This is a genomic window from Solibacillus sp. R5-41 (genome assembly GCF_002736105.1).
Taxonomy (GTDB): Bacteria; Bacillota; Bacilli; order Bacillales_A; family Planococcaceae; genus Solibacillus.
Map to the genome: position 1 here is coordinate 3,621,335 of NZ_CP024123.1, position 24,158 is coordinate 3,645,492.

The window sequence follows — 24,158 nt, forward strand, 5'->3', positions numbered from 1 at the left end:
ACATTACTGAATCCTATAAAAGTACGCCTAGTTTAAATGGAAATGTAGTTATCTTGCGGGGCAGTAGACAATTTCTATTCTGAACATAAAAAAGCAAAACCAGTCAAAAGGTTTTGCTTTTTTAAGTAAATTCTATTTTTCATTATGCCAAACTGGTTGGTCTTGTTTTTTTCGTTCTGCTTGTTGCTCTGCTGTGAAAATTATACGCATTGGGTTTCCACCTACCATGCTACCAGCTGGAACATCTTTATGCACAAGCGTTGCAGCAGAAATGATCGCATCATCTCCAATTTTCACGCCAGGTAAAATCGTTGAATTTGCTCCAATCATGACGCGGCTCCCGATTTCAACATCGCCGAGACGGTACTCCTCAATCAAATATTCATGTGCTAAAATTGTCGTATTAAATCCGATAACTGTATTATCACCGACTGAAATACGTTCCGGGAACATCGTATCAGGCATGACCATTAACGCAAGAGATGTTTGCTTACCTATACCCATCCCTAAAAAACTACGATATAGCCAATTTTTCATCAACAAAAAAGGCACGAAACGTCCAATTTGAATAATGATAAAGCACTTCATCACCTTCCAAAAGGACACTGTTTTATAAATGTTCCAAAGCGAATTCGCTCCTTGAACTCGATAGCGCTCAGTCCTTCTCATGATTAGACCTCCTTCACAATTGCTAATAAATCACGCATATGATGGAGCATATAATCCGGATTAAATTGCTGTAAAAACGCTTCTCCTTTTGCTGCCCAAGATACGCCTGCTGTTCGTACCCCTGCATTTTTACCGCCTTCAATATCATGTGAATTGTCGCCAATCATGATGGCTTCTTCCTTCGTTACACCTAATTTTTTCAGTGCAAGTAATATCGGCTCTGGATGAGGCTTTACATGTGTGACATCATCTAATCCTACAATAACATCAAATAAATGACCTGCCCCTAACACGTTCATCCCACGAGCTAATCCTTCACTACCTTTCGTTGAAACGATAGCTAATTTTATGCCCATAGCATGTAATTGTTCAAGCGTTTCTAATACAGCATCATAGCCTTTTACAAGCTGATCGTGATGCTCAGCATTCCACTTTTTATATTTGGCAATCATTTCATCCGTTTCACCAGGTGTTAGTTCGTCAAAAGTCTGCTTTAATGACGGACCGATGAACTTTAAGCAGTCTTGTGTCGTATATTGCCCGGGAAATTTTTCGTCAAAAATCTGCATAAATGTTTGGATAATTAAGTCATTTGTGTCGAGTAAAGTTCCATCAAAATCAAATAATAATGCTTTCGTTTTCATCGAATTGCTCCTTTTTTCTTTTTAAAAACCGCTTGCAAAATTGCAAACGGTTTCCATTGTTATTTTTTATCTAAATAGCGTACTACTGGTTTAACATTTATTCGACGGTAAACAATCGCAATAATACCAACCGCAATACCGATTATGGATACGACCTGTGCCGAACGTAAATCGCCTACTAAATATAAGCTATCTGTACGTAAACCTTCGATGAAAAAACGTCCAAATGAATACCAAATTAAGTAGAAGAAGAACATTTCCCCGCGACGCCAGTTAAATTTACGTGAAACAATCAAAATGACAAAACCAATTAAGTTCCATAGCGATTCATATAAAAAAGTGGGGTGCACATATGTATTTTCACTTTTAATATACATTTGCTCAATAACCCAATTCGGTAGGAAAAGGTTTTCTAAAAACTCACGTGTAACGGGGCCACCATATGCTTCTTGATTAACAAAATTGCCCCAACGCCCAATAATTTGACCGATTAAAATACTCGGTGCGGCAATATCCGCTAAGCGTAAAAAGCTTACTTTCCGTTTTTTTGTAAAGAAATAAGCTGTAATAAATGCACCAATTAATGCACCGTGAATCGCAATACCGCCATTCCAAATTTCGATAATACGACCTGGATTAGCACCGTAATAATCCCATTTCATTGCGACATAATAAATACGCGCCGACAAAATGCCGATTGGTACTGCCCAAATTAAAAAGTCTGCGATAAATTCATCGTCCAGTCCTAAACGAACCGCTTCTCTTTGTGCAAGGAAATAAGCGAGGACAATTCCTACCCCAATAAGAATCCCGTACCAATTCACCGGTATTGGACCTAAGTGAAATGCAACAGGGTTAATCGTTAATAATTGTGTGACCATCATATTCTCCCTTCAACTTTTCAAATTCATTTATACCTCAGCATAAATTCGAATCAATTATACCTCGAAAAAATCTGTGACATCCGCCGGAAGCTCTGGACCAACACGATGTTGGTCACTCAGGCGTTGCCGCACGACGCGGCGTTTTTAGCCAGAGTTCCACTATTTTAGCCGGGGTCTGAACCCCAGTTAATCAAGTTAGAAATCATCCATCTCATCATTTGCGGCAATCATATCATCTAATCGACGTGAAAATTCTTCGGCAGCATTCACCCCCATTTTTTTCAGGCGATAATTCATTGCCGCTACTTCAATAATTACCGAAACATTTCGACCAGGCTGTACTGGAATGGTTAATTTCGTTACTTCCGTATCAATGATTTTCATTTTTTCTTCATCTAATCCTAGACGATCATAAAACTTCTCAGGATCCCAATTTTCTAATTCTACAATAAGCGTAATTCTTTTATACGGGCGAATGGCACTTGCACCAAACAGGGTCATAATATCAATAATCCCAATGCCTCGAATTTCGAGTAAATGCTCTAATAATGGGGGCGGGCTACCAATGAGCATATTTTCTGCTTCCTGACGAATTTCTACACTGTCGTCTGCTACAAGTCGATGCCCCTTTTTGATCAGCTCTAACGCAGTTTCACTTTTCCCGACACCGCTCTTGCCGATAATTAATACACCAATTCCGTATACATCAACAAGCACACCATGCATAGCCGTAGTTGGTGCAAGCTTACTTTCCAAAAAGTTCGTTAGGAGACTTGAAAATCTTGTCGTATTTATCGGCGTAATAAAAACGGGTACATGATTTTCATTGGATGCGTCAATTAATTCTTGAGGCACGCTCATATCACGTGAAATAATGATTGCTGGTGTTTGGTGCGAACAAAGTTGCTTCATACGGTCTTTTTTTTCAGCTGCTGGTAACATTTCAAAAAATGATAGTTCCGTCTTCCCTAAAAGCTGCACACGATTTGCAGGATAGTGCGTAAAGTAACCCGCCATCTCAAGTCCAGGTCTTGAAATATCACCCATCGTTATGTATCGTCCAATTCCTTCTTGTCCACTTACAAGCTGCAAATTAAACTTTTCCATAACGTCTTTTGTAATTACTTGAATCATAAATAGGTACGCTCCAATCTACTTTGCATCTAGTTAGTATTTTAGCATGTCTATATCATTTACTACATTAAAGTTGTCTTATATATCCAAATAAAAAACGATGCAGTACAAAAGTACCCCACCGTTTTTTAGTATTATTTTAATCCAGCTAAATATTTTGCTGCTGCTTCGGCTTCAGCACCTTGGAGTAAACCAGGAGGCATTCCTTTATCAGTACCATTATTAATAATATCTAAAATCTCTTGCTCCGAATATTTTGCACCTAATTTATCTAATGCTGGAGCACCTGCACCTTGCAATTTACCACCATGGCAAGTAGCACAAGTTTGCATGACAATTTTTTCACCAGTAGGTTGTGCAGTTTCGCCAGTAGATGAGTCTTTATCATTCCCACCACATGCAGCTAAAAATAGCGCCGAACCAAATACTAATGTAAGTAAACTTTTTTTCATTCTGAACCCCTCCAAAAATGAATTATTATTTCATTTTCTAGTATACCAAACTTATACACTTTTGAAACCTTCACCTAATACTTCATACGCATCCGAAACGATTACAAACGCATTCGGATCAACGTTTTTCAGCACTTGTTTCAGCTTTGTGAACTCTGTTTGATAGACGACCACCATTAATACAGGACGAGCTTCGCCTGTATATCCTCCAATTGCCGGGATTTTCGTAATACCTCGATTAATTTCTTCATAAATTGCGTCTCGAACTTCTTTTTCATAATTCGTAATGATGTAGACCATTTTCGATTGGCTAAAGCCTAATTGAACGATATCGATTGTTTTTGTTGTTACATATAAACCGATGAGTGCATATAATCCCTTTTCTAAATCAAACACGATTGCGGCGCTCACTGCAACAACCCCATCAATGAATAAAACACTTGTCCCTAACGTTAATCCCGTGAACTTTGTAATAATTTGAGCAAGTAAATCCGTTCCACCTGTTGATGCATTTCCTTTAAATACGAGTCCAATTCCTAAACCTACAACAATGCCACCAAAAATAGCACCGAGTAAAGGGTTGAGTGTCCACGCTTCCCAATTACCTGTAATAATTACAAAAAGAGGCAATGCCAACGTCCCTACTAACGATTTCAAACCAAATTTTTTCCCTAAAATCAGTACTCCAGCAATAAATAATGGAATATTAAATGCATATTGGATAATCCCGGCGTTCCAGCCAAATAGACCATTCAAAATCGTACTAATTCCACTAACTCCACCGGATGCTACTTGATTTGGAAATAAAAACACATTAAATCCAAGTGCAATGATAGCAGCACCAATAAGTACAAATAAATATTCTAAAACTGTATTTTTATTTGAACTTTGCGAACTAACTTTTGATTCTGTCATACATATCCTCACTTCTCAGCAAATCCCTTAGAATTATAGCAAATTCCTGCCTTAATGAGAACTTTATTAAGATGAAGTAGGTAAAAGCTACATCTGATTTTCCAACTAATTGGATTTTAGTTCGTCACTTCTTTCTCTATCTCGCTTTATGGATTAAATACAATAGCATCGGCCACCCAATCTTTTACTTCTTTATAAATCGGGAGAATGGATTCACTTGGAATGTTTAATTTTTCTGCAAGTTCATTGATTCGAGGCCAATCTAGCTTACTTAGGGCAATACTAAATTGTAAGTATGGTTGCATTTCTGTATCGACGCCGCTAATTGTTTCCACAATATTTTCTGATAATGGTAATTGTCTCAACACGCTATTCATAGGACGTTTTAATAGCGAATCAATTAATGAAAATAAACCGATTAAAAAATACTCTGAGAAGTTATCTTTATAATTTACTCGAGCAATTTTTTCACATACTTTTGCTCTAAATAATGAAGCACGCATTAACTCAATAAATACATCATCCTTGATATTTACATTAATTTCACGCATAGCTAATAAATAAATCCATTTTCGTAGTTCTGTTAATCCCAATAGCAAAATCGCTTGTTTAATAGAGCGAACTTTTGATTTTGTTCGTTTTGATGAATTATTAATAAGCTGCAATAACCTATAAGTTAATGAAATTTCACGCTCAATATTTTCTGCCAATACATCCATATTCGGCTCTTCATCCCTCAAAAGAGAAATAATTTGGAAATATTGGAGAGTATTAGCGGGAATCTCCGTCGATTTAATAACTTGTGGCTGTTCAAAAAAGTACCCTTGAAATAAAACATAGCCCGAATGTTTTGCCACTTCATATTCATTGCGTGTTTCTACTTTTTCCGCTAATAATTGGATAGATGGGAAATGCGTTTTAATATTATTTTCTATTTCCATTCGTTTCGCTAATGGTGTTAATATAAAATCAATTTTTATATAATCAATGTTTGCAAATAGTTCGTTATAAATATGAACATTTTCATTCATAACGAAATCATCGAGCGCTACTTTAAAGCCTCGTTTTCGCAATTCAATGATGCGCTGAACTAATTCTTCCGTAATAGGAACATCTTCCAATACTTCAATTACTACTCGAGAAGGATTTATGTAATCAAGCGTTGTATCCATCAATAAATTTTTTGTGAAATTTACAAATGAGGGCTTGCCTTTTGTCACTTCATCTATCCCAATCGATAAAAATGAGTTCACTAAAACATCCACGGTTGCTGTATCCGGATCGACCATTGGAAATGAATTTTTTTCACTATTTCTATATAACAACTCATATGCTACCACTTGCTCTTGAGCATTAAAAATTGGTTGTCTTCCAATAAATACTCCCATATCATTTCCTCACTTCATAACATAAATTTGTATATCACAATAAAATAGTCTTTTTTACTAGTAAAATCCTATATTCAAAGTATTGTCATTTCATCTGATAACATTGTACTATACTAATAATAAAAAGAAAAATATGGAGGTAATAATTGTGAATATTATTCAATACGAGCAAAAAGAGTCTGTTGCATATATTACGTTAAACCGCCCTGCGATGCTAAATGCCTTTAATTTCGAAATGCTTGATGAGTTGAGAAAGGTCATTGAATCAATCCAAATCCACCCACATATTCGACTTGTCATCATTACGGGTGCTGGTGAAAAGGCCTTTTCTGTTGGGGCAGATTTAAAAGAACGCAAAACTCTTCCTGATGAATTAGTAAAACGAAATTTAAATCGCTTCGGGGAAGTATTTTCTTTAATTGAACAATTACCTCAACCAACGATTTGTGTTTTAAATGGCTATGCATTTGGTGGAGGAATGGAGCTTGCACTAGCTTGTGATTTCCGTATTGCTGCAGATCATATTACATTAGGCTTAACCGAAACGAGCCTTGGCATTATTCCAGGTGCTGGTGGCACGCAGCGTTTACCCCGTCTCATAGGTGAAGCGAAGGCGATGGAGCTTATTTTGACAGCGGCAAGAATGAATGCACGTGAAGCATTCAACTACGGTATTCTAACAAAAGTCGTACCAGCAGAGAACTTACATGATGTAACAGCTGACTTTGCGAATTCCATCTTACGCAATGCTCCAATCGCGATACAACAGGCAAAATTTGCAATAAGACAAGGGATAAAAACAGATATCCAAACAGGACTGCAAATTGAACGTAAAGCCTATGAACTTACTATTCCCACTGAGGACAGAATTGAAGCATTAAATGCCTTTTCAGAAAAGCGCGCTCCTCAATTTAAAGGAAAATAAAAAGTGACTTAACAACACTTTTTTCATGTGTTGTTAAGTCACTAGATCAATTACGTCAAGGCGTAATTGCGTCCAGATTTTTTTCGAGCTCGCTCAAAAAGCACCCTTAAAAATCTGTGACATCCGCCGGGGCATTCACTTGATTCAGCCAGGGTTTGGCCCCACTGAATAAAATTGAATATTTAGCATTCATCGCCCACTTATAGATGTAGGGGAATTCTGCTGAAACAAGTGAAACTAAGTAAATTTTTACTTAGTTTTTTTTCGTTCTCGCACGGAATGCTCCAATAATGGCTGGCAATACTGAAATAACGATAATTAAAATTAAAACCGTTGAGAAATTGTCCTTAATAATCGGGATATTTCCAAAGAAATAGCCTAATAAAGTACAGCTCATTACCCATAAAAATGCACCTAGCACATTATATAAAATGAAATATTTATAATTCATGCGGCTCGCACCTGCTATGAATGGAATAAATGTGCGGATGAATGGCATGAAACGAGCAATTACTATCGTTTTACCACCGTGTTTATTAAAGAAATTTTGTGCAATTTCCATGCGTTCACGATTAATAAATCGCCCGATAAAACTTTTCTCAGGAATCGAGGTCCCGACTTTTTTACCAATGTGATAATTGACAGTATCCCCAATGACTGCAGCCATAAAAAATACAATTAATAACGTCGTTAAATTAAATGCACCTAAAGCCGCCATTGTACCACTTGCGAATAAGAGAGAGTCACCTGGTAAAAACGGCATTATAACAATACCCGTTTCTACAAACACAATCCCAAATAATATCCCATAAGACCAATTACCAAACTGTTGAATAATCTCAACTAAATGCTCATCAATATTTAAAATAAAATCAATCAAACCATAAATTATTGACATCTTACTTCTCACTTTCAGCTTAAATTTTCTTTACCATTTTAACATACTCATATTCATGATGGACAAAATTCCAGCATTATTTCAATAGTTAAGACGAATTTATTGCCTACTAGTTGCATGTGTTTATATAAAAAGTATAGTTCGTTACTGAAACGTAGGATTTATTCCCATTTCAGTCCGGACGCTTTCCGCGGGCACAACTCCAACTAAATTGCATTATATTCAAATTTTCACATCACCTATTTATAACCTTATAAATACCGCTTAAACCAGCCTATAATTTGTTCTAAGCGTTCCAGGCGTAAGTTTGGCGTGCCTGTTCGTGAAAGGTTGTGGTCACTTTCTGGGAAACGGACAAATTCTACGTCTTTCCCCATTCGCTTTAATGTAATGTAAAATTGCTCTGCCTGTTCGATTGGACAACGGAAATCACGTTCACTATGCAAAATAAGTAATGGTGTTTCGACTTGCGCGGCATATTTTAATGGTGAATGCTTCCATAGCTTTTCCACATCATTCATATCCGCTTGCATTTGCCACTCTGTAAAGTAATAGCCAATATCTGATACACCATTGAAGCTGATCCAGTTTGAAATTGAGCGCTGAGTTACGGCTGCTTTAAATCGATTTGTATGTCCTACAATCCAGTTCGTCATAAAACCACCATAGCTACCACCCGTTACACCAAGTCGGCTGTCATCTACCCATGAATAATTGGCTAATGCGTAATCGACACCCGCCATAATATCTTCATAATCTCCGCCACCATAATCACCGCGCACTGCATCAACAAATGCCTGGCTATAACCGTGACTACCTCGAGGGTTTACATACAGTACACCATAGCCTTGTGCAGCTAATAATTGCAGCTCGTGGAAAAATGTATTCGCGTATAAAGTATGTGGTCCACCATGAACTTCAACAATTAATGGATATTTGGTGCCTTCCTCAAATTGTGCTGGTTTCATCATCCACCCATGAATGATTGTGCCATCTTTTGATTCATACGAAATAGCTTCTGGGGTTGCGAGCTGGACATCATTTAAAAAGGCTTCATTAAATCTCGTTAACTGCTTCCGCTCGCCTGTCGTTATATCAAAATCAAATAGCTCACCTGGGAACGTAGCATTAGAGGCAGTTATTAACGCGCGATTGCCATTTTTAAAAATCGCATAGCCATGAATATGCTCATTTTCTGGTGAAGCTGGATAAATAGCTCCGTCTAATGTTGCATAATAAAGACGGACATCACCACTAATTGATACTTGGAAATACAAATCATTATTTTCAGTCCACTTAACAGCTGGCGCATCCACATTTTGTTGCGTATCGGCAACTGAATAATCGCCAACTGGTGCATCAAAGCTTTCTGTTAGCTTTTGTGTCAAACCCGTTTCACGATCATATACATAAATATGCCCATGAGTAGCATTTAAGAAAGCTTGGTCTGCCCCTCTATACGCAATATAGCGATCATCCATTGAAAACTCAGCGCCACCATAATTTCCATCTGCATCTACAAGCACTTTTTCCTCTTTTGTTTCAACGTTCATCAAATAAAGCGGTGTACGGAATACATCATCTGTATTTTCAGCACGATTCACACTGATGACTAACCATTGACCATCCTGCGAAATGCCTTGAATTGAATGAGAATAATCCCCTGCGGTAATTGATGTAATTTCCTTCGTCGTAACATTAACAGCTGCAATTTGCGTAAAACGATCTTGCGGTAATAATCCGACGCTATCCGCTTTATATTTCAACTTATCTACTGCGTAAGGCTTCAGAAGTTTTTTTTCATCTTTTTCCTCTTCTTGCATTATTGTAAGACCTTTTTTTACTGAACTAGCAATCCAAATTTTTTCCCCACAAGGGCTCCATAAAAAGTCTTGAATACCATTTGGTAGTGTTGTAATTGCCTGTGCCTCGCCACCTTGACGATGCATTATAAATAATTGATTTTTTTCATTGCGATTCGATAAGAAGGCAATTTTTTTGCCGTCTGGAGACCAAGCAGGGGCTGCAATCACTTCATTGCCGAATGTCCACTGTACTATCTCTCTTGATGCTAAATCGATATGGAATAAATGGGCATTGTAATTATTCTCTTGTTCATTTATTTGCGTGCGAACAAATACCGCTTCTTGCTCATTTGGTGCTAAAACTGGATTCGTAATAGATTGAATTTGATATAAATGTTCCTTTGTTAAACACGTTTTCATACTCAAACACCCCTTAATTATTTCGGATTTCGTAATAAACATTTTACCATTAAACATTTGTTATTGAAATGATTATTTTATATTTTCATACTATTACAAAAATATAACTTTAGAATCTTTAAGGTATGTTTAACAATTAAAAACCCACCATTGTCCAAAAGTTCAAATGGTGGGTTGCGGCAATCTTTATTGTTTTACTATTTCTTTTAATGAACGGCGCAAAATTTTTCCCGTTGTATTTTTTGGGAGCTCTTCGATAATTTCGATAACTGTTGGAATTTTATATTTTGCGATATGATTTGCACAGTATTCTAAAATATCCTCCACTTTTGTTTCTGGATTTTTCAAAACAACGTATGCATGTACAGCTTCACCAAAATTGGCATCCGGGTATCCAACTACGGCCGCTTCAACAATACCTGGATGCGAATAGAGTACTTCCTCAACTTCTCGTGGATAAACATTATAACCACCGACAATAATCATATCTTTTTTACGATCAACAATATAGAAATAATCCTCCTCATCACGTCTCGCTAAATCGCCTGTATACAGCCATCCATTGCGAATGGCTGCGGCTGTTTCTTCAGGCATTTTATAATAGCCCTTCATCACATTCGCTCCACGGACGATCAATTCCCCTACTTCACCAACTGAAACTTCTTCACCATTTTCGTCAACAATTTTATTTTCAACATTTAAAATAGACGTCCCAATCGACCCTGCTTTTCGCTCGCGATCAGTTGGATTAAAGCATGTAACTGGTGATGCTTCTGATAAACCGTATCCTTCAGACACTCGAACATTAAATTTCTTTTCAAAATTATGAAGCAATGACACTGGTAATGAAGCGCCTCCTGAAATAGCTAAACGTACACTTGAAAAAGCATTTACATCACCATCATATTGATATAAGAAATTGAACATCGTCGGTACGCCTGCAAAAATTGTCGCTTTATAATCAGCTGTCAGTTCAAAAATTTCTGCTGGACTAAAGCGCGGCGCAAGTAATAACGTTGCACCTTTCATTAAGGGCGCATTTACTACAACCGTTAATGCAAACACATGAAATACTGGCAACGTTGTAACGACGCGATCATCCGACGTCATTTTTAAATATTCGCCAACATCACGTGCATTCGAATATATATTTTCGTGTGTGAGCATCGCACCTTTTGGGTGACCCGTCGTACCAGAAGTGTATAAAATAATCGCTGTATCATCCGGTTCAACGGCTACTGGTTCCACCGTATCAAACGTCGTTGCAAGAACTTGTGTAAATAATTTTGTTTTTGCCTTTGCTGCATCACTTAAGGCAGCATATTTCTCTGCTACATCTGGCGTTGTTTCACATACGATATAGTTTGTCACCTGTGGGAATCCTTGCACCCCTGCTTCCACAAGTGGTAATAACATATCTAGCGCAATCACAACTTTTACATCACCATTTTTAATAATGTATGAAATTTCGTCCGGCGTGTAAATTGGATTAATTGGTATCGCCGTCGCACCAATTCGCATCGTTGCATAGAGCGAAACTAAATAATGCGGTGTATTGCCCAGTAAAAATGCAATATGATCACCTTTTTGTACGCCTAAATCTTGTAAGGCCGCGGCAAATCGAGCAATCGTTTGCTCAAATTCACCATAAGAAGTGCCTTGTCCTAAAAAATAATACGCTGTTTTTTCTGGTTGTTCGAGAGCCTGTTGTCTAATTTTTTCAACTAAATTCAATACACCCATCCCCTTTTGCGTAAAATGAATAACTATTCACTTAATTAACATTATAAAATAAGTATATTAATAAAACAACACCATTTCCTCGTTCGTTACATTAACCCATTAAAAATAAACACTTTTATCTACTTCCTGCACTTTTCTCGTTATGATCGGATATGTGAAATATAGCGCCAACGTATTAAAAAGAAATAGACAATTTGAATACACGCAATCAATGAAATGGAAATTACTCCTTCTTTTACGATGGAAAGGTTCATAACATCATGTAATACCGTTTGGATTACAAGGAAAGCAAAGGCACTATGCAGAAGAGCTAGCCCCCATGGAAGGAAAAATTGAATGCTTAAAAAACGGTTAACTAACTTTTTCATTTCACGATCCGTTAAACCAATCCGCTTTAACATTTCAAATTGTTTCTTCTTGTAATCTAAGTTTGCATATAGTTTGAAATACACAAAGCTTCCTGAAGCAAGTAAAAAAACAGCAACAACGAGAATTCCTACAAGCGTAAATAAAGAGTATGTTGCCAATATATAAGAATAATTTAATCCTATATTTTCATAATAAAATGGGAGTGAATACACATCACTTAATACGTATTCTCTCGCGACCATTTGATGAATGCCTACACCAATTTCTTTTGTTTCCATCCATTTCGGAATATCAAAAGCAAAAAGATGATACCCAGGTTCAACAGTTGGTGAATAAGCAAACGGTTTTGTTAACAATTCAAAATCCTCATCACTAATAATAATTGAATTGCTGCTAATAATGGCCGTAGGGAAAAACATTTTAGGATACACGCTATTAATCGTTAATCCTACATTATTTTCCATCAACTTTGTTTCAACAACTTTATTTTTTAAGTATTTTATCGAGTCTTCTGAATAAGGAATAAACATCGCTTCTCCGCTTTTTAAGCTGACGAGCGGATACTTGTACGAAAACAATAGGTGATTAATATCCGTTTCTCGGAAAACTTCGACGGGATTTGATGTGAAAGAGGAGGTTTGTCTCTTTACTGAAAATCTCGTCATTTGATAGCTAATGCCATTTTCCTCAAGGCTCTCAATTAACGATAAAATATGACCTTCTTCATACGGATTGTCCATTTCCCCTTTATAAACCATTGCAAGTGGATTTATTTTATCGTACTGTGAAGTGTAAGAAGACATTGCCGAAAGTATACCGACTGTCAAAAAGGCCATTGTTGATACGAGCGTCACGATAAAGAACATTCGTGAATTTCCCCGTACAAGTTGTACTTGCTCTGCAATCGCCAGCATCCGTGACTTTTTCCAATAATATTGCTTGCGTCTTTTAATGCTATCGATAATGTAAAGCGTTGTATCCGTAAAGAAATAATACGTCCCGACCGTTACAAAAACTGGTACGAGCAGTGTGTAACTAAAAATGGATGATTTTGTTGTATTTAATGCTAAAAAATAGCCAAGCAGAATAAGTAACACGCCTAATAATGCGTGTTTTTTTGAATAGGAATCCGAAAAATCGTCATTTTTAGGTCCTTTTAACACATCAATAATTTTAATATTCGGCGTGAATACAATACTAATGACTGAAATGACTGTGAATGCACTTAAATAAACAAATAACGTTAACACAAACGGTTCCCACGAAAGATACAATGGCAATTCAGACAAGTTTAATATTTCACGCACAATCATGAAAAAGAATTTCGAAAATGCGAAACCAAAAAGAATCCCTGAAATACTTGAAAGGATACCGATCGTCATCGTTTCAATGAAAATTAATTTACTCAGCTGATTGCGATTCATGCCTAAATGCAAAAAAATCGCAAATTCCTTTGCACGTGCCTCTAAAAATGCACGCATCGAGAAGAAAATAAAAAACCATGAAAACAACACTAATATGACTTCTGCAAACACCATTCCTGCTATGGAAACTTCCCCTAAAAAACCTCTTTCAATTTCCGGATGAAACATAATCATGGAATAAATGAAAAAAACAAAAACAGAAAAGAAACTCGCCATAAAAAATGCCGCGTAATTACGGAAATTACGGAAAACGTTACGGTAAGCGAATTGAAGAAAAGTCACCGACGTGTCCTCCTAATAAACTCAGTACATTCAAAATCCGTTGGAAAAATGTTTGTTGGCGATCATCTTTATAAATTTCATTGAAAAATTCGCCATCTTTAATAAATAACACGCGGTCGCAAAAACTCGCTGCAATCGGGTCATGTGTCACCATCAAAATAGTTGCTTCATTTTCCTTATTTACTTTTCCTAGCAACTGTAAAACTTCGCGCGATGCATTTGAATCTAAATTTCCCGTCGGCTCATCTGCTAAAATAATCATTGGCTCATGAATTAGTGCCCTTGCAATTGCCGTTCGTTGTGCCTGACCACCTGAAATTTCATTTGGTCGTTTTTGCAATATCGCTTTTAAATCCAATTTTTCACTTAAACGTTGCAAGCGCTCCTCCATCACTGCAATGGGCTGCTCATCAAGTGTTAATGGCAAAATGATATTTTCTTCCACAGAAAGCATCGGCAATAGATTAAAATCTTGAAAGACAAAACCAAGCTGCCGGCGACGAAAATAGGCAAGCTGTTCACTATTAAACGTTTGTGGTTTCAATCCATCAAAAATAATTTCGCCTGACGTGGGCATATCCACCATAGAAATCATGTTAAGCAATGTTGTTTTGCCACTACCCGATGGTCCCATAATTGCGACAAATTCACCTTTTTCAACTTCAAAACTTAGTTGGTTGAGTGCACGCTTCGTTACTTTTCCTTCATACACTTTCGTCACTTCATTAATTTGTAAAATTGACATTTGCATCCCTCGATTATAGTGTATTCGTGTTTGTAAGTACCCAGGGCAATACCACTTCAAAGCTTATTTCAATTATCGGTCCATCCATCGTTATTGGCACCATTTCCAATTCTTCAGTCAATGAAAAACAATGTTCTCCCAGCACAATATCCCAGGCATCCATTTCCCCTATTTTGATTTCTCCTAATACATGATATTTCCCACAATACATAATCGCTGAATTATCATTTACTAGATGACTGTCTAACTGACTTGGTTTGGATAAATCAATGCCGAGCTGTCCCGCAAATTGTAGCACGACATCTTCCATACTGTGGCCGCACGCTGCTACAAAATTACGGCATTTTTCGCTCATGCATCGAAAGCTATTAAATTCATATGCCATTTTTGTCTTTTCAACGTCAACCGCTAATACCCAATTTTTGATTTCAATTCCTTGCATAGCTTTTCCCCCTATGAATTAAAAACAACTTCGATTTTTGTACCTTGGTCTACTTCTGAAGTAATGACAAGTTGATGTCCTAATTTATCGCAAATTTCCTTCGCAATATATAATCCCATTCCAGTAGATTCCCCTGTTTTACGACCATTTTCCCCTGTATAGAATGCTTTTGTTACTCTTGATAAATCTGATTTTGGTATGCCAATGCCCTCATCTTGAATCGTTAAAATAATTTGATGATCCGACTCCGTGCTTGAAATATAAATTTTTTTATTCGGTTCAAATGTATATTTCACAGCATTTGTAATGAATTGATCAATTAAAAAACGGAGCCATTTGGAATCACTCATGACATATAAATCCTCATCCACATCGACATTTGGAAACACTCGATTGGCAATAAATAAGCGTTTATTTTCATTTATCGTCGTCGTTACAATCGACTTTAAAGGTACTTGAACAATTTGCATATCCTCTTCAAAGTTTTCTAATCGCGCATTAATTAATACCATTTCCAGCCCACGCTTCAGGCGATCTACTTCTTCTTGAACACTCTTATTATCGAGCTCCTCATCCTGTTGCAATAAAAGCTCTAATACAGATACAGGCGTTTTCATTTGATGCACCCATTGATTCATAAATTTATACTGTCTCGATTGCGTTGCATATAACGATTGGACCTCATGCTGATACAGCTTATATAATTCATGTAAATAGCGCTCTGTTAACGCATATTCCGCCGTCTTTGCATTTTTTTGAAGTGCATCCTCCACCGTTGTCGGAAACTGTGTAATTTTTGCTAAATAGCGACGTCTTAGCATATATCTCACAATTAGAAATGAAGTAACTAACAGCATATTAATAGCAATTGCATAAATTGCGGTTTCCTTGCTACGAAATCCTTCAAGCCAAAACAACGAGATTAAAAAAACCGTCATAAATAATTGAAATAATACGTAAGAACTATGTTCTTTCAAAAATAATTTGATTGCCATTACATTTCCTCCGCATTTAACACAAAACGGTAACCTGCTCCACGAACCGTTTCAATGCTAGAAAGAATATCGTAATCCGATAATTTCTTTCGTACACGCGTCATATTTACATTTAATGTATTTTCATCAACAAATGCTTGATCATCCCACAATTCCTCTAATAATTGATCGCGGCTCACAACTTTTGGCGCATGTCCCATTAAAAGCCCTAAAATAACACATTCCTTCTTTTGAAGGGGTACCGTTAACTCTTTTATTTGTAATTCCATTCTTTCTAGATACAGTGTTAGCTGACCCTGCTTAATTGTCCGTTCCTCTTGACGTATTGAGTATTCCCCATATGTGCGACGTAAGTGGCTGCGAATTTTAGCTAGTACAATCTCATAGTTGAACGGCTTTGTAATGAAATCATCGCCACCATTTTCAAGTGCGAAAATTTGATCCATTTCTCCAGACCTGGCTGAAATAAATAAAATCGGGCATTTCGTATATTGACGTAACTTACGACACCAATAATAGCCGTCATATGTAGGTAAATTAATATCGAGTAGGACAAGGTGTGGATTAAATGCTAAACATTCTTCAATCACCTGTTCAAAATTTTGCACAATCGCCACATCATATTGGTATTTCCTTAATGTTTCTGCTAATAATGATGCAATTTTCACATCATCTTCAACAACGAAAATTCGGTGCTTTTCCATAAAATCACCTCTCTTTTTAATGTAAGCTTTCCCTTTCAATAGTACACTAAAAAAAAGTACACTCAAAGTCATGAGCGTACTTTTTCTAATCAATTACGCCTTGGCGAAATTGCGTCCAGATTTGGAATTGTACTTGCACAATTAACTCCCTTCAAAATCTGTGACATCCGTCGGAGACTTTATCTTCATTCAATGGGTGTTTGTACACCCATTGAATGAAGATATTTGTTAATAAATTAATTGTAAAAATTCCTCTTTTGTTATACCACCGAAATAGTTCGGAATGTCGATATTACCGAGTTTTTCTTCAACTGCATTTCGGTCGTATTTTGTACCAATTAATAATTGTTCGATTTCCTCTACGTCACCAACACCAAAAAAGTCTCCGAATATCGTTACTTCTTCAATGATTCCCTTACTTACTTCTAATCGGATATCAATGCTGCCTGACGGGAAACGTTGTGATTTTTGAATATTGAAGCGTGGTGATTTTCCGTAGTTCCAATCCCATTGCTGATAACGGTTTTTCGAAATTTCATGGATTTCCGCCCAATCTGCTTCTGCTAATTCATAGTATTGAATATTTTCTTCACCATCAAAAATGGATTTTAAAATTTCCAGACGGAATTGTTCCACTGTTATCTTTTCAGGAAGGAAATCAATAATATTCGCAACTCGAGAACGAACGGATTTAATTCCTTTTGATTCAATCTTATCTTGCTTCACTTTTAATGAGCTTACTACCGCATCAATATCTAAATTAAACATTAATGTACCATGGCTAAACATACGACCACGCGTAGAATACTGTGCATTTCCAGAAACTTTCTTGCCTTCTGCTAAAATATCGTTACGACCAGAAAGCTCTGAATTAACACCTAATTTTGAAAGTGCATCTACTACAGGCTGCGTAAACTTTTTATAGTTATTAAAGCTGTTACCATCATCTTTTGTTAAAAAGCTGAAGTTTAAATTATTTAAATCATGGTACACAGCTCCCCCACCTGAAAGACGGCGAACGACAATTACGTCATTTGCTTCAACGTAATCTGTATTAATCTCTTCAATCGTATTTTGATTCTTTCCGATAATGATTGATGGCTGATTAATATAGAACAATAAGTAATCATCTTTTTCAATATCCATATTTTTCAAAACATACTCTTCAATTGCTAAGTTGATACGTGGATCTGTAATTCCTTTGTTATCGATAAAATACATGGTTCCTCACTCCTTCACAATTTCTCCATATTTATTTTAACGCAAATTAGGCATTTTGTGTTGACGAAATAAAACTGTTATAATACAATGATTAATATCAACACAAGTCATATAACAGACTTAAAAAAAGGAGGAGCCACAATGTTAGAAAACGTAGTCGAATTTTTCAAAAACTTACCAGATAAAATTTGTGTACAATGCGGTGATAAAATTGAAGAACAAAGCGAGTGCTACAGCAACAATTGTGAAAAATGCAACTCTCTTTAATAATCGTTGATACATCGTTAGACATTATAATTTGCTAACACTTTCATCTTTGATAAAGATGAACCTATAACAGCTTACATTCAAACCACGAGCCCGCTCAAAACTCGTGGTTTTTTTATTTTGAAACTCTGCATGAGCATTTCAGAAAATAAATCTCCTGTATGGTAGTTCTATCCATCAAATTTCAAATTCTAACCGCCACTTTCGACTTTCTATCCGTTTAAATGAAAAAACGTCCTGCCGCAATATAGCAACAGGACATTTCCATCTATTTGTATTATTTACTTTCTACTTGATGCTTTGAATAACGCTTTTTATGAATTAACGTAAAGTAGCTAAACGTAATTGCTAAACAACTTAATAAATACGTACCTAATATCGCCCAGTTAAATTGTAAGAATGTGTTATCACCCATTGAAATGGCAGATTTAAAGCCTTGAACTGAGAACGTCATCGGTAAAAATGTATTGAAAATATGAAGTTGCTCTGGCAATAATTCAAGTGGGAATGTTCCCGCACTTGTTACTAATTGGAAAATCAAAATTAAGATTGCAATGAAGCGACCTGGATCCCCCAATATTGACACAAGCATTTGAACTAAAGCTAAAAACGTAAAGCTTGTTAAAATCGTTGTAATAATAAATTGAGGCATGCTTCCAACTTCTAAACCTAATACTCCTACAACAATTGCAATCGTAATAATTGATTGAATGATCCCTACGACCGCTAATACAGACACCTTACTCACAAACCAGCTTGCACCGTTTTTTGGAATAATGGCTGGCTCGACTAATGGGAAAACAATTGAGATTAATAGCGCACCTACGAATAGACCCAATGAAATAAAGTAAGGAGCAAACCCTGTTCCGTAGTTTGGTACATGGTTAACCGCTGTTTTTTCAACTTCCACTGGTGAACCGACCATATTATACGTATCTTCTGTCGGATTAATATCTATCTGACTACTTGCTTCTGTTAAATTTTCCGTTAACGTCGCTGTTCCATCTGCTAAATCTTTTGTACCATCCACTAAAGATGAAGATCCTTCTGCTAATTCGCCCGATTTTTCTACTAATAACGATGTACCGTCATTTAATTTATTCGAACCTGTTGCGAGTGTATTAAGTCCAGATGCAAGTTCATTTGCTCCTTGTGACGCATCGCCAGCACCTTGGCTTAACTGTTGTAATTTTTCCGCTAAAGTTGAATTCCCTGCTGCTAAAGAATTTGCCCCTTCAAGCAATTGTGAAGAATTGTTTGTAAGCTCTTCAACACCTGCTGCAAGTTGCTTTTGACCCTCATTTAGTTTTTCTGCACCTTCGCTAAGTGCTGTAATTTTATCATCAAGTCCATTTGTCCCCGTATGAAGTTGGTTTAATCCACCACTCACTTGCGAACTACCTGCTTGTAATTGGGCTAAAGTCGTTTTTAATGCCGCTTGACTTTCTTCTGGTAATGATGGAATAACCGCTTGTAGCTGCTGCTCTAATTGATTAATACCACCTGTAATATTTGCAGAACCGTCCGCTAATGCTTGTATTTTATCATCCATATTGGCAGTTCCTTGAGATAATGCTGCTAAATTAGAAGATAGGCTTGCCTGACCTGTTGTAAGCTCTTTTTGTCCACTTGCAACTTGATCAACACCAGTAACATATTTGTTAAGCCCTTGATGTAATGCCTCTGCACCTTGTGATGCGGTTGTTGCACCTGCTGCAAGCTGATTACTACCATCTGCAATTTTTGCCACACCAGTTGCTAATTCATTTGCCCCTGTTGCTGCTTTTTGTGCACCTTCCGTTAATTCAGTCGAACCATCCGATAATTCAATCGTGCTTGAAGCTAATTGTTCTAAATACCCTTTTAAATCATCTGCACCGTCGACAATTTTTTGTGCACCTTCATCCAATTGACCTGCACCATCTGCCGCTTCAGTATAACCATCACCTAAAGTTGTAATGGAATTGAATAATTCTTCAGCAAACGTCGCAGAAACTTGTGCATTTACTTCTGCTTTAATCATTTCCATTGCTGATTCCCCAATTTGAGCACTTAGGAAGTTAAAGCCCTCATTTGGAATGTATTCAATTTTTAACTTTTGAGGTGAATCATCTAATAACGTTGTCACATGCTGTGAAAAGTTTTCTGGAATTTTAATTAAAATATAATATTTCCGATCTTTTAATGCGTTTTCTGCATCTGATTGATCGATTTCTTCAAATTTAAATTGCTTACTTTTTACAAGGTTTTCAACGAGTTCATCGCCGACTTGTAGCGACTCACCCTCCATCGTAGCACCTTTATCTTCGTTAACAATTGCCACTGGTAGGCTTTCTAAATTGGCATATGGATCCCAAAACGCCCATAAAAACATTCCCGCGTAAAGCACTGGAACGAATAATACAGCAATTGTTGCCACGAGCATTTTTCGAGTTTTAAGTAATTTTAACCACTCTGCTTTAATCATTTATTCTCCTCCATTTAGTACTTGTTGACCAAAAACGTCATCTGGTCAAACTAGTGAAAAAAAATTCAATTACACCACGGCGTAATTGCGTCTTTTTAATATCCCCAAGTGGTTTATTTTTTTGCTAAACCACGGAATATTGTTTCTTTAAATAAAGCTAATATATCCTCTTCTTTTATTGGTTCTTCATGCGTCGATTGCCAGTCTACGATGAAAGCAAGATAGGTTTTAAATAGCATATAAGAAACATGTTCTTTATTGCATTCTATTATTTCATCCTTTTCAATCCCAATTTGAATTCGGGCAGAAATATAAGAAATAATTTCTCGTTCAATTTCTAAAAGCATCTGTTTTACTGCCGGCGTTCGTAGTTCTTTTTCCTCTTCTACGAGTTTGGCAAATAATAAATGGCGTTCTCTAAATTGAAGCATTTTCATTAATGAAGTATGAGCATTGTGCATAAAACTCGCATTGGAGTCAATCGATTTATCTGTTTCACTCTTCATTTCATCAATTAAATTGAGTACTACTTCTTGGAAAAGTTCTTCTTTATTTGCGAAAAACGTGTAAACCGTTCCCTTTCCAACATTCGCAATTTTAGCAACTTGCTCAATTGTCGTTGCTTTATAACCAAATAACGTGAAAGATTTCGTTGCAGACTGTAAAATTTCTTGACGTCGATCCACTTACCCACCTCCATAAATAATAAATAAACGAGAATGACCAGAAAACCATTTCGGTCATCTGGTCATTATTATACACCGATTTTATTGAATTGCAATTATTAATGATTATCTTTTTTCTCTGAATCCTTATTTTCGTCGTGCCCAGCTCCATGGTCCATTGAACTAGAGCTTCCATCCTCTAAAACTTTACTCATATCCGGGTTCCCAACTACTAACTCTTGCTTTGGCATCACATGTAATCCGCGCGCTGTTGTGTGGGCAAACATATAGTACACACCGTCCTGATCAAATGTATAATCGACCGCATAAACCCCGTCTTCTGTAAGTTTTCCGTCTATCATTTGACCGTCCTCGCGTAAGCCCGATTCCCACACTTCAAATTTTACTTCCTCAGCATCATCTACCGCTTCATCGCCTTGTGTAACACGTGCAGCAAGCTGAATTGTTTCGTTTACATTTAAATGCTCCGGTGTTTGAATTTCAACAACAACTTCCACTGGCATTACACCATTATCTAATGTATCTACTTCTGGTTCTTCGCCTCCACAGCCAAATAATAATACCGGAATTGCTACTAAACTATACATCCATTTTTTCATTATGATTCCTCCATTATTGGGAGCGTAATAATTACGTCCGTTCCTTTTGCTAATGTACTTTCAATTTTTAGTTTGCCATGATGTTGTTTAACAATTTGTTCGACAATGGATAAACCTAAGCCACTGCCTCCATCCGATCGACTCCGCGCTTTATTGACACGATAAAAACGTTCTGTAATATGTGGTAAATCTTCGGCTGGAATACCAATTCCACTATCAGTTACCGTAATGACTGCATCACTTCCAATTTCTTTAGAATGGATTAAAATAGCCGCGTTTTCCTGAGAGTAACGTACTGCATTTTCGATAACATTAATAAAAACTTGCTTTATTTTTTCTTCATCACCCATGACAATCAATTCTTCTTCAAGGCTTTGTTCAATTTGAATACGTTTAGCTATTGCCTGATTTTGTAGCAATGACACTGCATCCCGTATCGTTTCAGCTAGCACAAGTGGCTCAGTTTCAGATAACGGGATTTTTTCATCTTTTCTTGCAAGCTGCATCAACTCATTTGTTAATCGCTCCATTCGAGCAGATTCACGTGCAATGAGCCCAATCGCTTCATCTCTTTTTTGATCTGATATATACCCATTTTGAATTGCTTCACTATATCCCTTTACATAGCTAATTGGTGTACGCAACTCATGTGATACCGTTGCAAGGAATGACTTTTGTGCTTCATCTTCCCGTTGAATGGATTGGGCCATCTGATTAAAGGCGGTGGAAAGTGTGCCGATTTCATCCTTTGATGTCACATCAACTCTTGTTGCGTACTCTCCTTGGGCCATGTGATTCACTGCCTGTTGTAAATTAGCTAATGGCCGTAAAATTTTTCGCATTCCTTGGTACACAAAAAATGTCGCAACTAATAAAAACATTACCGCGCCCGTTATAAGCAGCACTACTTCTTCTTTAGCCAATTCCGAAATCTTTGCTAACGGATAATATAAATAAATAATTCCTTCCAAACGATTTTGGTCGGTAAATGGCAAGATGACTGAAATAATTTGGCGTTCAAAACGTTTTTCAAAACCAATTTTTATTACAGCATTTCCTGCTATTAGTTGCTGACGTTCTGCCGGTCCAATTAACGCATCATAATCAACATCAAACGGGACACACGCACTCAGCTCACGTGGATTTCTCACCGCAAAAATAGGAATATTTGAATAGGCGGCGTAATTGTCAATCGCATCAATTAGTTCGTCCGTTACTTTTCCACCTTTATACATCGTTTGCAGCTTTTCGCCGACTTCTACCATCTTTATCTTCGTATCTTCAACATAAAAGTGTTCATAAAGAAAGTCTGTAAATATGTACATGAAAACAACCGTCGCACTTAAAAATAATACAATTAGCAGCCAAATTTTCGAGGACAACTTTTTCATGTCGTTTTTTCAAAGCGGTACCCAATTCCCCACACAGTTTGAATGTACTCGCTTGCTGCTTTCGATTTTTTCCCTAGCTTGATACGCAATGTTTTAATATGGGTATCTACTGTACGTGTTCCACCCGCGTAATTCAGTTCCCATATTCGTTCCAATAGCTGCTCACGCGAATACACGGTATTTGGATTTTGCATAAATAAATGCAGCAACTCGAATTCCTTTAAAGTGAGCGACACCACATCATCATCAATGAATACTTTTCGAGAAATCTCATCCATTTTGATCACACCACATTGCAAAAAGTTCGCTTCCACCTGCTGAGTGGCAATGCCTGTTCTTCGTAATACCGCTTGAATTCGTGCTATTAATTCATTCGCCGTAAAGGGCTTGACGATGTAATCATCACCGCCAATAGTTAGCCCTTTTACTTTATCCTCATTTGCATCGCGTGCTGTTAAAAATATTACGGGAACTTGACATATTGCTTGAATCGCTTCACATACAACAAATCCATCTTCCCCTGGCATCATCACATCGAGCAATACTAAATCAACTTGCTGCTTTGTCAGGATATGATACGCTTCTGTCCCATTCGCAGCCATTTTTATCGTGTAGCCTGATTGGGATAGTACAATGTCAATTAGCTGCCTCATATTTTCTTCATCATCTACAATTAATATTGTTACCAT

At 36.9% G+C, this 24,158-nt stretch carries 23 protein-coding genes; 2 read left to right on the forward strand and 21 right to left on the reverse strand.

Features of this window, described 5'->3' with window-relative positions; all coding sequences use genetic code 11:
* Window positions 1-132 precede the first annotated feature (132 nt).
* The 7 genes from CSE16_RS17910 to CSE16_RS17940 all read right to left on the reverse strand — a co-directional run bounded on the left by CSE16_RS17910 (window position 133) and on the right by CSE16_RS17940 (window position 6,086).
* Window positions 133-669, reverse strand: coding sequence for an acyltransferase (locus CSE16_RS17910; protein ID WP_099425146.1), 537 nt, complete (start codon window positions 667-669; stop codon window positions 133-135).
* A 2-nt stretch (window positions 670-671) separates the two neighbouring features.
* A complete protein-coding gene (gene ppaX, locus CSE16_RS17915; RefSeq protein WP_099425147.1) occupies window positions 672-1,313 on the reverse strand; it encodes a pyrophosphatase PpaX in 642 nt (213 codons plus the stop codon).
* Window positions 1,314-1,372: 59 nt separating this feature from the next.
* Window positions 1,373-2,194 carry a prolipoprotein diacylglyceryl transferase gene (gene lgt / locus CSE16_RS17920; RefSeq protein ID WP_099425148.1) on the reverse strand — a complete coding sequence of 274 codons (822 nt, stop codon included), beginning with the start codon at window positions 2,192-2,194 and terminating at the stop codon, window positions 1,373-1,375.
* A 198-nt stretch (window positions 2,195-2,392) separates the two neighbouring features.
* Complete coding sequence (hprK, locus tag CSE16_RS17925; protein WP_099425149.1) at window positions 2,393-3,331, reverse strand: HPr(Ser) kinase/phosphatase; 939 nt, start codon at window positions 3,329-3,331, stop codon at window positions 2,393-2,395.
* Window positions 3,332-3,465: 134 nt separating this feature from the next.
* Window positions 3,466-3,783 (reverse strand): c-type cytochrome, encoded by a 318-nt coding sequence (locus CSE16_RS17930; RefSeq protein ID WP_099425150.1) that lies wholly within the window; start codon window positions 3,781-3,783, stop codon window positions 3,466-3,468.
* A gap of 51 nt (window positions 3,784-3,834) precedes the next feature.
* Window positions 3,835-4,698: a YitT family protein gene (locus CSE16_RS17935; RefSeq protein WP_099425151.1), complete on the reverse strand. Its 864-nt coding sequence runs from the start codon at window positions 4,696-4,698 to the stop codon at window positions 3,835-3,837.
* Between the two features lie 146 nt (window positions 4,699-4,844).
* Complete coding sequence (locus CSE16_RS17940) at window positions 4,845-6,086, reverse strand: EAL and HDOD domain-containing protein (protein ID WP_099425152.1); 1,242 nt, start codon at window positions 6,084-6,086, stop codon at window positions 4,845-4,847.
* A 148-nt stretch (window positions 6,087-6,234) separates the two neighbouring features.
* Here CSE16_RS17940 and CSE16_RS17945 point away from each other — a divergent pair, with 148 nt between their 5' ends.
* A complete protein-coding gene (locus CSE16_RS17945) occupies window positions 6,235-7,011 on the forward strand; it encodes an enoyl-CoA hydratase-related protein (RefSeq protein ID WP_099425153.1) in 777 nt (258 codons plus the stop codon).
* Between the two features lie 253 nt (window positions 7,012-7,264).
* Here the strand turns inward: CSE16_RS17945 and CSE16_RS17950 are convergent, their stop codons facing one another.
* The 9 genes from CSE16_RS17950 to CSE16_RS17990 form a co-directional block, all read right to left on the reverse strand.
* Window positions 7,265-7,909, reverse strand: a complete 645-nt coding sequence (locus CSE16_RS17950; protein ID WP_099425154.1) for a VTT domain-containing protein — start codon at window positions 7,907-7,909, stop codon at window positions 7,265-7,267.
* A 251-nt stretch (window positions 7,910-8,160) separates the two neighbouring features.
* Entirely contained in the window at window positions 8,161-10,134 is a 1,974-nt protein-coding gene (locus CSE16_RS17955) for a S9 family peptidase (protein ID WP_099425155.1), read from the reverse strand.
* A gap of 186 nt (window positions 10,135-10,320) precedes the next feature.
* Entirely contained in the window at window positions 10,321-11,868 is a 1,548-nt protein-coding gene (locus tag CSE16_RS17960; RefSeq protein ID WP_099425156.1) for a fatty acid--CoA ligase family protein, read from the reverse strand.
* 149 nt (window positions 11,869-12,017) lie between these two features.
* Window positions 12,018-13,952 carry an FtsX-like permease family protein gene (locus tag CSE16_RS17965; protein ID WP_099425157.1) on the reverse strand — a complete coding sequence of 645 codons (1,935 nt, stop codon included), beginning with the start codon at window positions 13,950-13,952 and terminating at the stop codon, window positions 12,018-12,020.
* Window positions 13,924-14,697, reverse strand: a complete 774-nt coding sequence (locus tag CSE16_RS17970; RefSeq protein ID WP_099425158.1) for an ABC transporter ATP-binding protein — start codon at window positions 14,695-14,697, stop codon at window positions 13,924-13,926. Before CSE16_RS17970 ends, CSE16_RS17965 begins: the two co-directional genes overlap by 29 nt.
* A gap of 13 nt (window positions 14,698-14,710) precedes the next feature.
* Window positions 14,711-15,139 (reverse strand): hypothetical protein, encoded by a 429-nt coding sequence (locus CSE16_RS17975; protein ID WP_099425159.1) that lies wholly within the window; start codon window positions 15,137-15,139, stop codon window positions 14,711-14,713.
* An 11-nt stretch (window positions 15,140-15,150) separates the two neighbouring features.
* Complete coding sequence (locus CSE16_RS17980) at window positions 15,151-16,134, reverse strand: sensor histidine kinase (RefSeq protein ID WP_099425160.1); 984 nt, start codon at window positions 16,132-16,134, stop codon at window positions 15,151-15,153.
* Complete coding sequence (locus CSE16_RS17985) at window positions 16,134-16,838, reverse strand: response regulator transcription factor (protein ID WP_099425161.1); 705 nt, start codon at window positions 16,836-16,838, stop codon at window positions 16,134-16,136. The genes CSE16_RS17980 and CSE16_RS17985 overlap by 1 nt, the downstream gene beginning before the upstream one ends.
* Window positions 16,839-17,066: 228 nt before the next feature.
* Window positions 17,067-18,059 (reverse strand): lipoate--protein ligase, encoded by a 993-nt coding sequence (locus CSE16_RS17990; protein ID WP_099425162.1) that lies wholly within the window; start codon window positions 18,057-18,059, stop codon window positions 17,067-17,069.
* A 141-nt stretch (window positions 18,060-18,200) separates the two neighbouring features.
* Here CSE16_RS17990 and yhfH point away from each other — a divergent pair, with 141 nt between their 5' ends.
* Entirely contained in the window at window positions 18,201-18,326 is a 126-nt protein-coding gene (gene yhfH / locus CSE16_RS17995; RefSeq protein ID WP_099425163.1) for a protein YhfH, read from the forward strand.
* 277 nt (window positions 18,327-18,603) lie between these two features.
* On the opposite strand, the gene CSE16_RS18000 is transcribed toward yhfH, so the two are convergent.
* The 5 genes from CSE16_RS18000 to CSE16_RS18020 form a co-directional block, all read right to left on the reverse strand.
* On the reverse strand, window positions 18,604-20,793 hold the full coding sequence (locus CSE16_RS18000; protein WP_099425164.1) for a YhgE/Pip domain-containing protein: 2,190 nt from the start codon (window positions 20,791-20,793) through the stop codon (window positions 18,604-18,606).
* 113 nt (window positions 20,794-20,906) lie between these two features.
* Window positions 20,907-21,479 carry a TetR/AcrR family transcriptional regulator gene (locus CSE16_RS18005; protein ID WP_099425165.1) on the reverse strand — a complete coding sequence of 191 codons (573 nt, stop codon included), beginning with the start codon at window positions 21,477-21,479 and terminating at the stop codon, window positions 20,907-20,909.
* A 98-nt stretch (window positions 21,480-21,577) separates the two neighbouring features.
* Window positions 21,578-22,078 carry a FixH family protein gene (locus CSE16_RS18010; RefSeq protein ID WP_099425166.1) on the reverse strand — a complete coding sequence of 167 codons (501 nt, stop codon included), beginning with the start codon at window positions 22,076-22,078 and terminating at the stop codon, window positions 21,578-21,580.
* On the reverse strand, window positions 22,078-23,469 hold the full coding sequence (locus CSE16_RS18015; RefSeq protein ID WP_099425167.1) for a sensor histidine kinase: 1,392 nt from the start codon (window positions 23,467-23,469) through the stop codon (window positions 22,078-22,080). Before CSE16_RS18015 ends, CSE16_RS18010 begins: the two co-directional genes overlap by 1 nt.
* Window positions 23,466-24,158, reverse strand: a complete 693-nt coding sequence (locus CSE16_RS18020; protein WP_099425168.1) for a response regulator transcription factor — start codon at window positions 24,156-24,158, stop codon at window positions 23,466-23,468. The genes CSE16_RS18015 and CSE16_RS18020 overlap by 4 nt, the downstream gene beginning before the upstream one ends.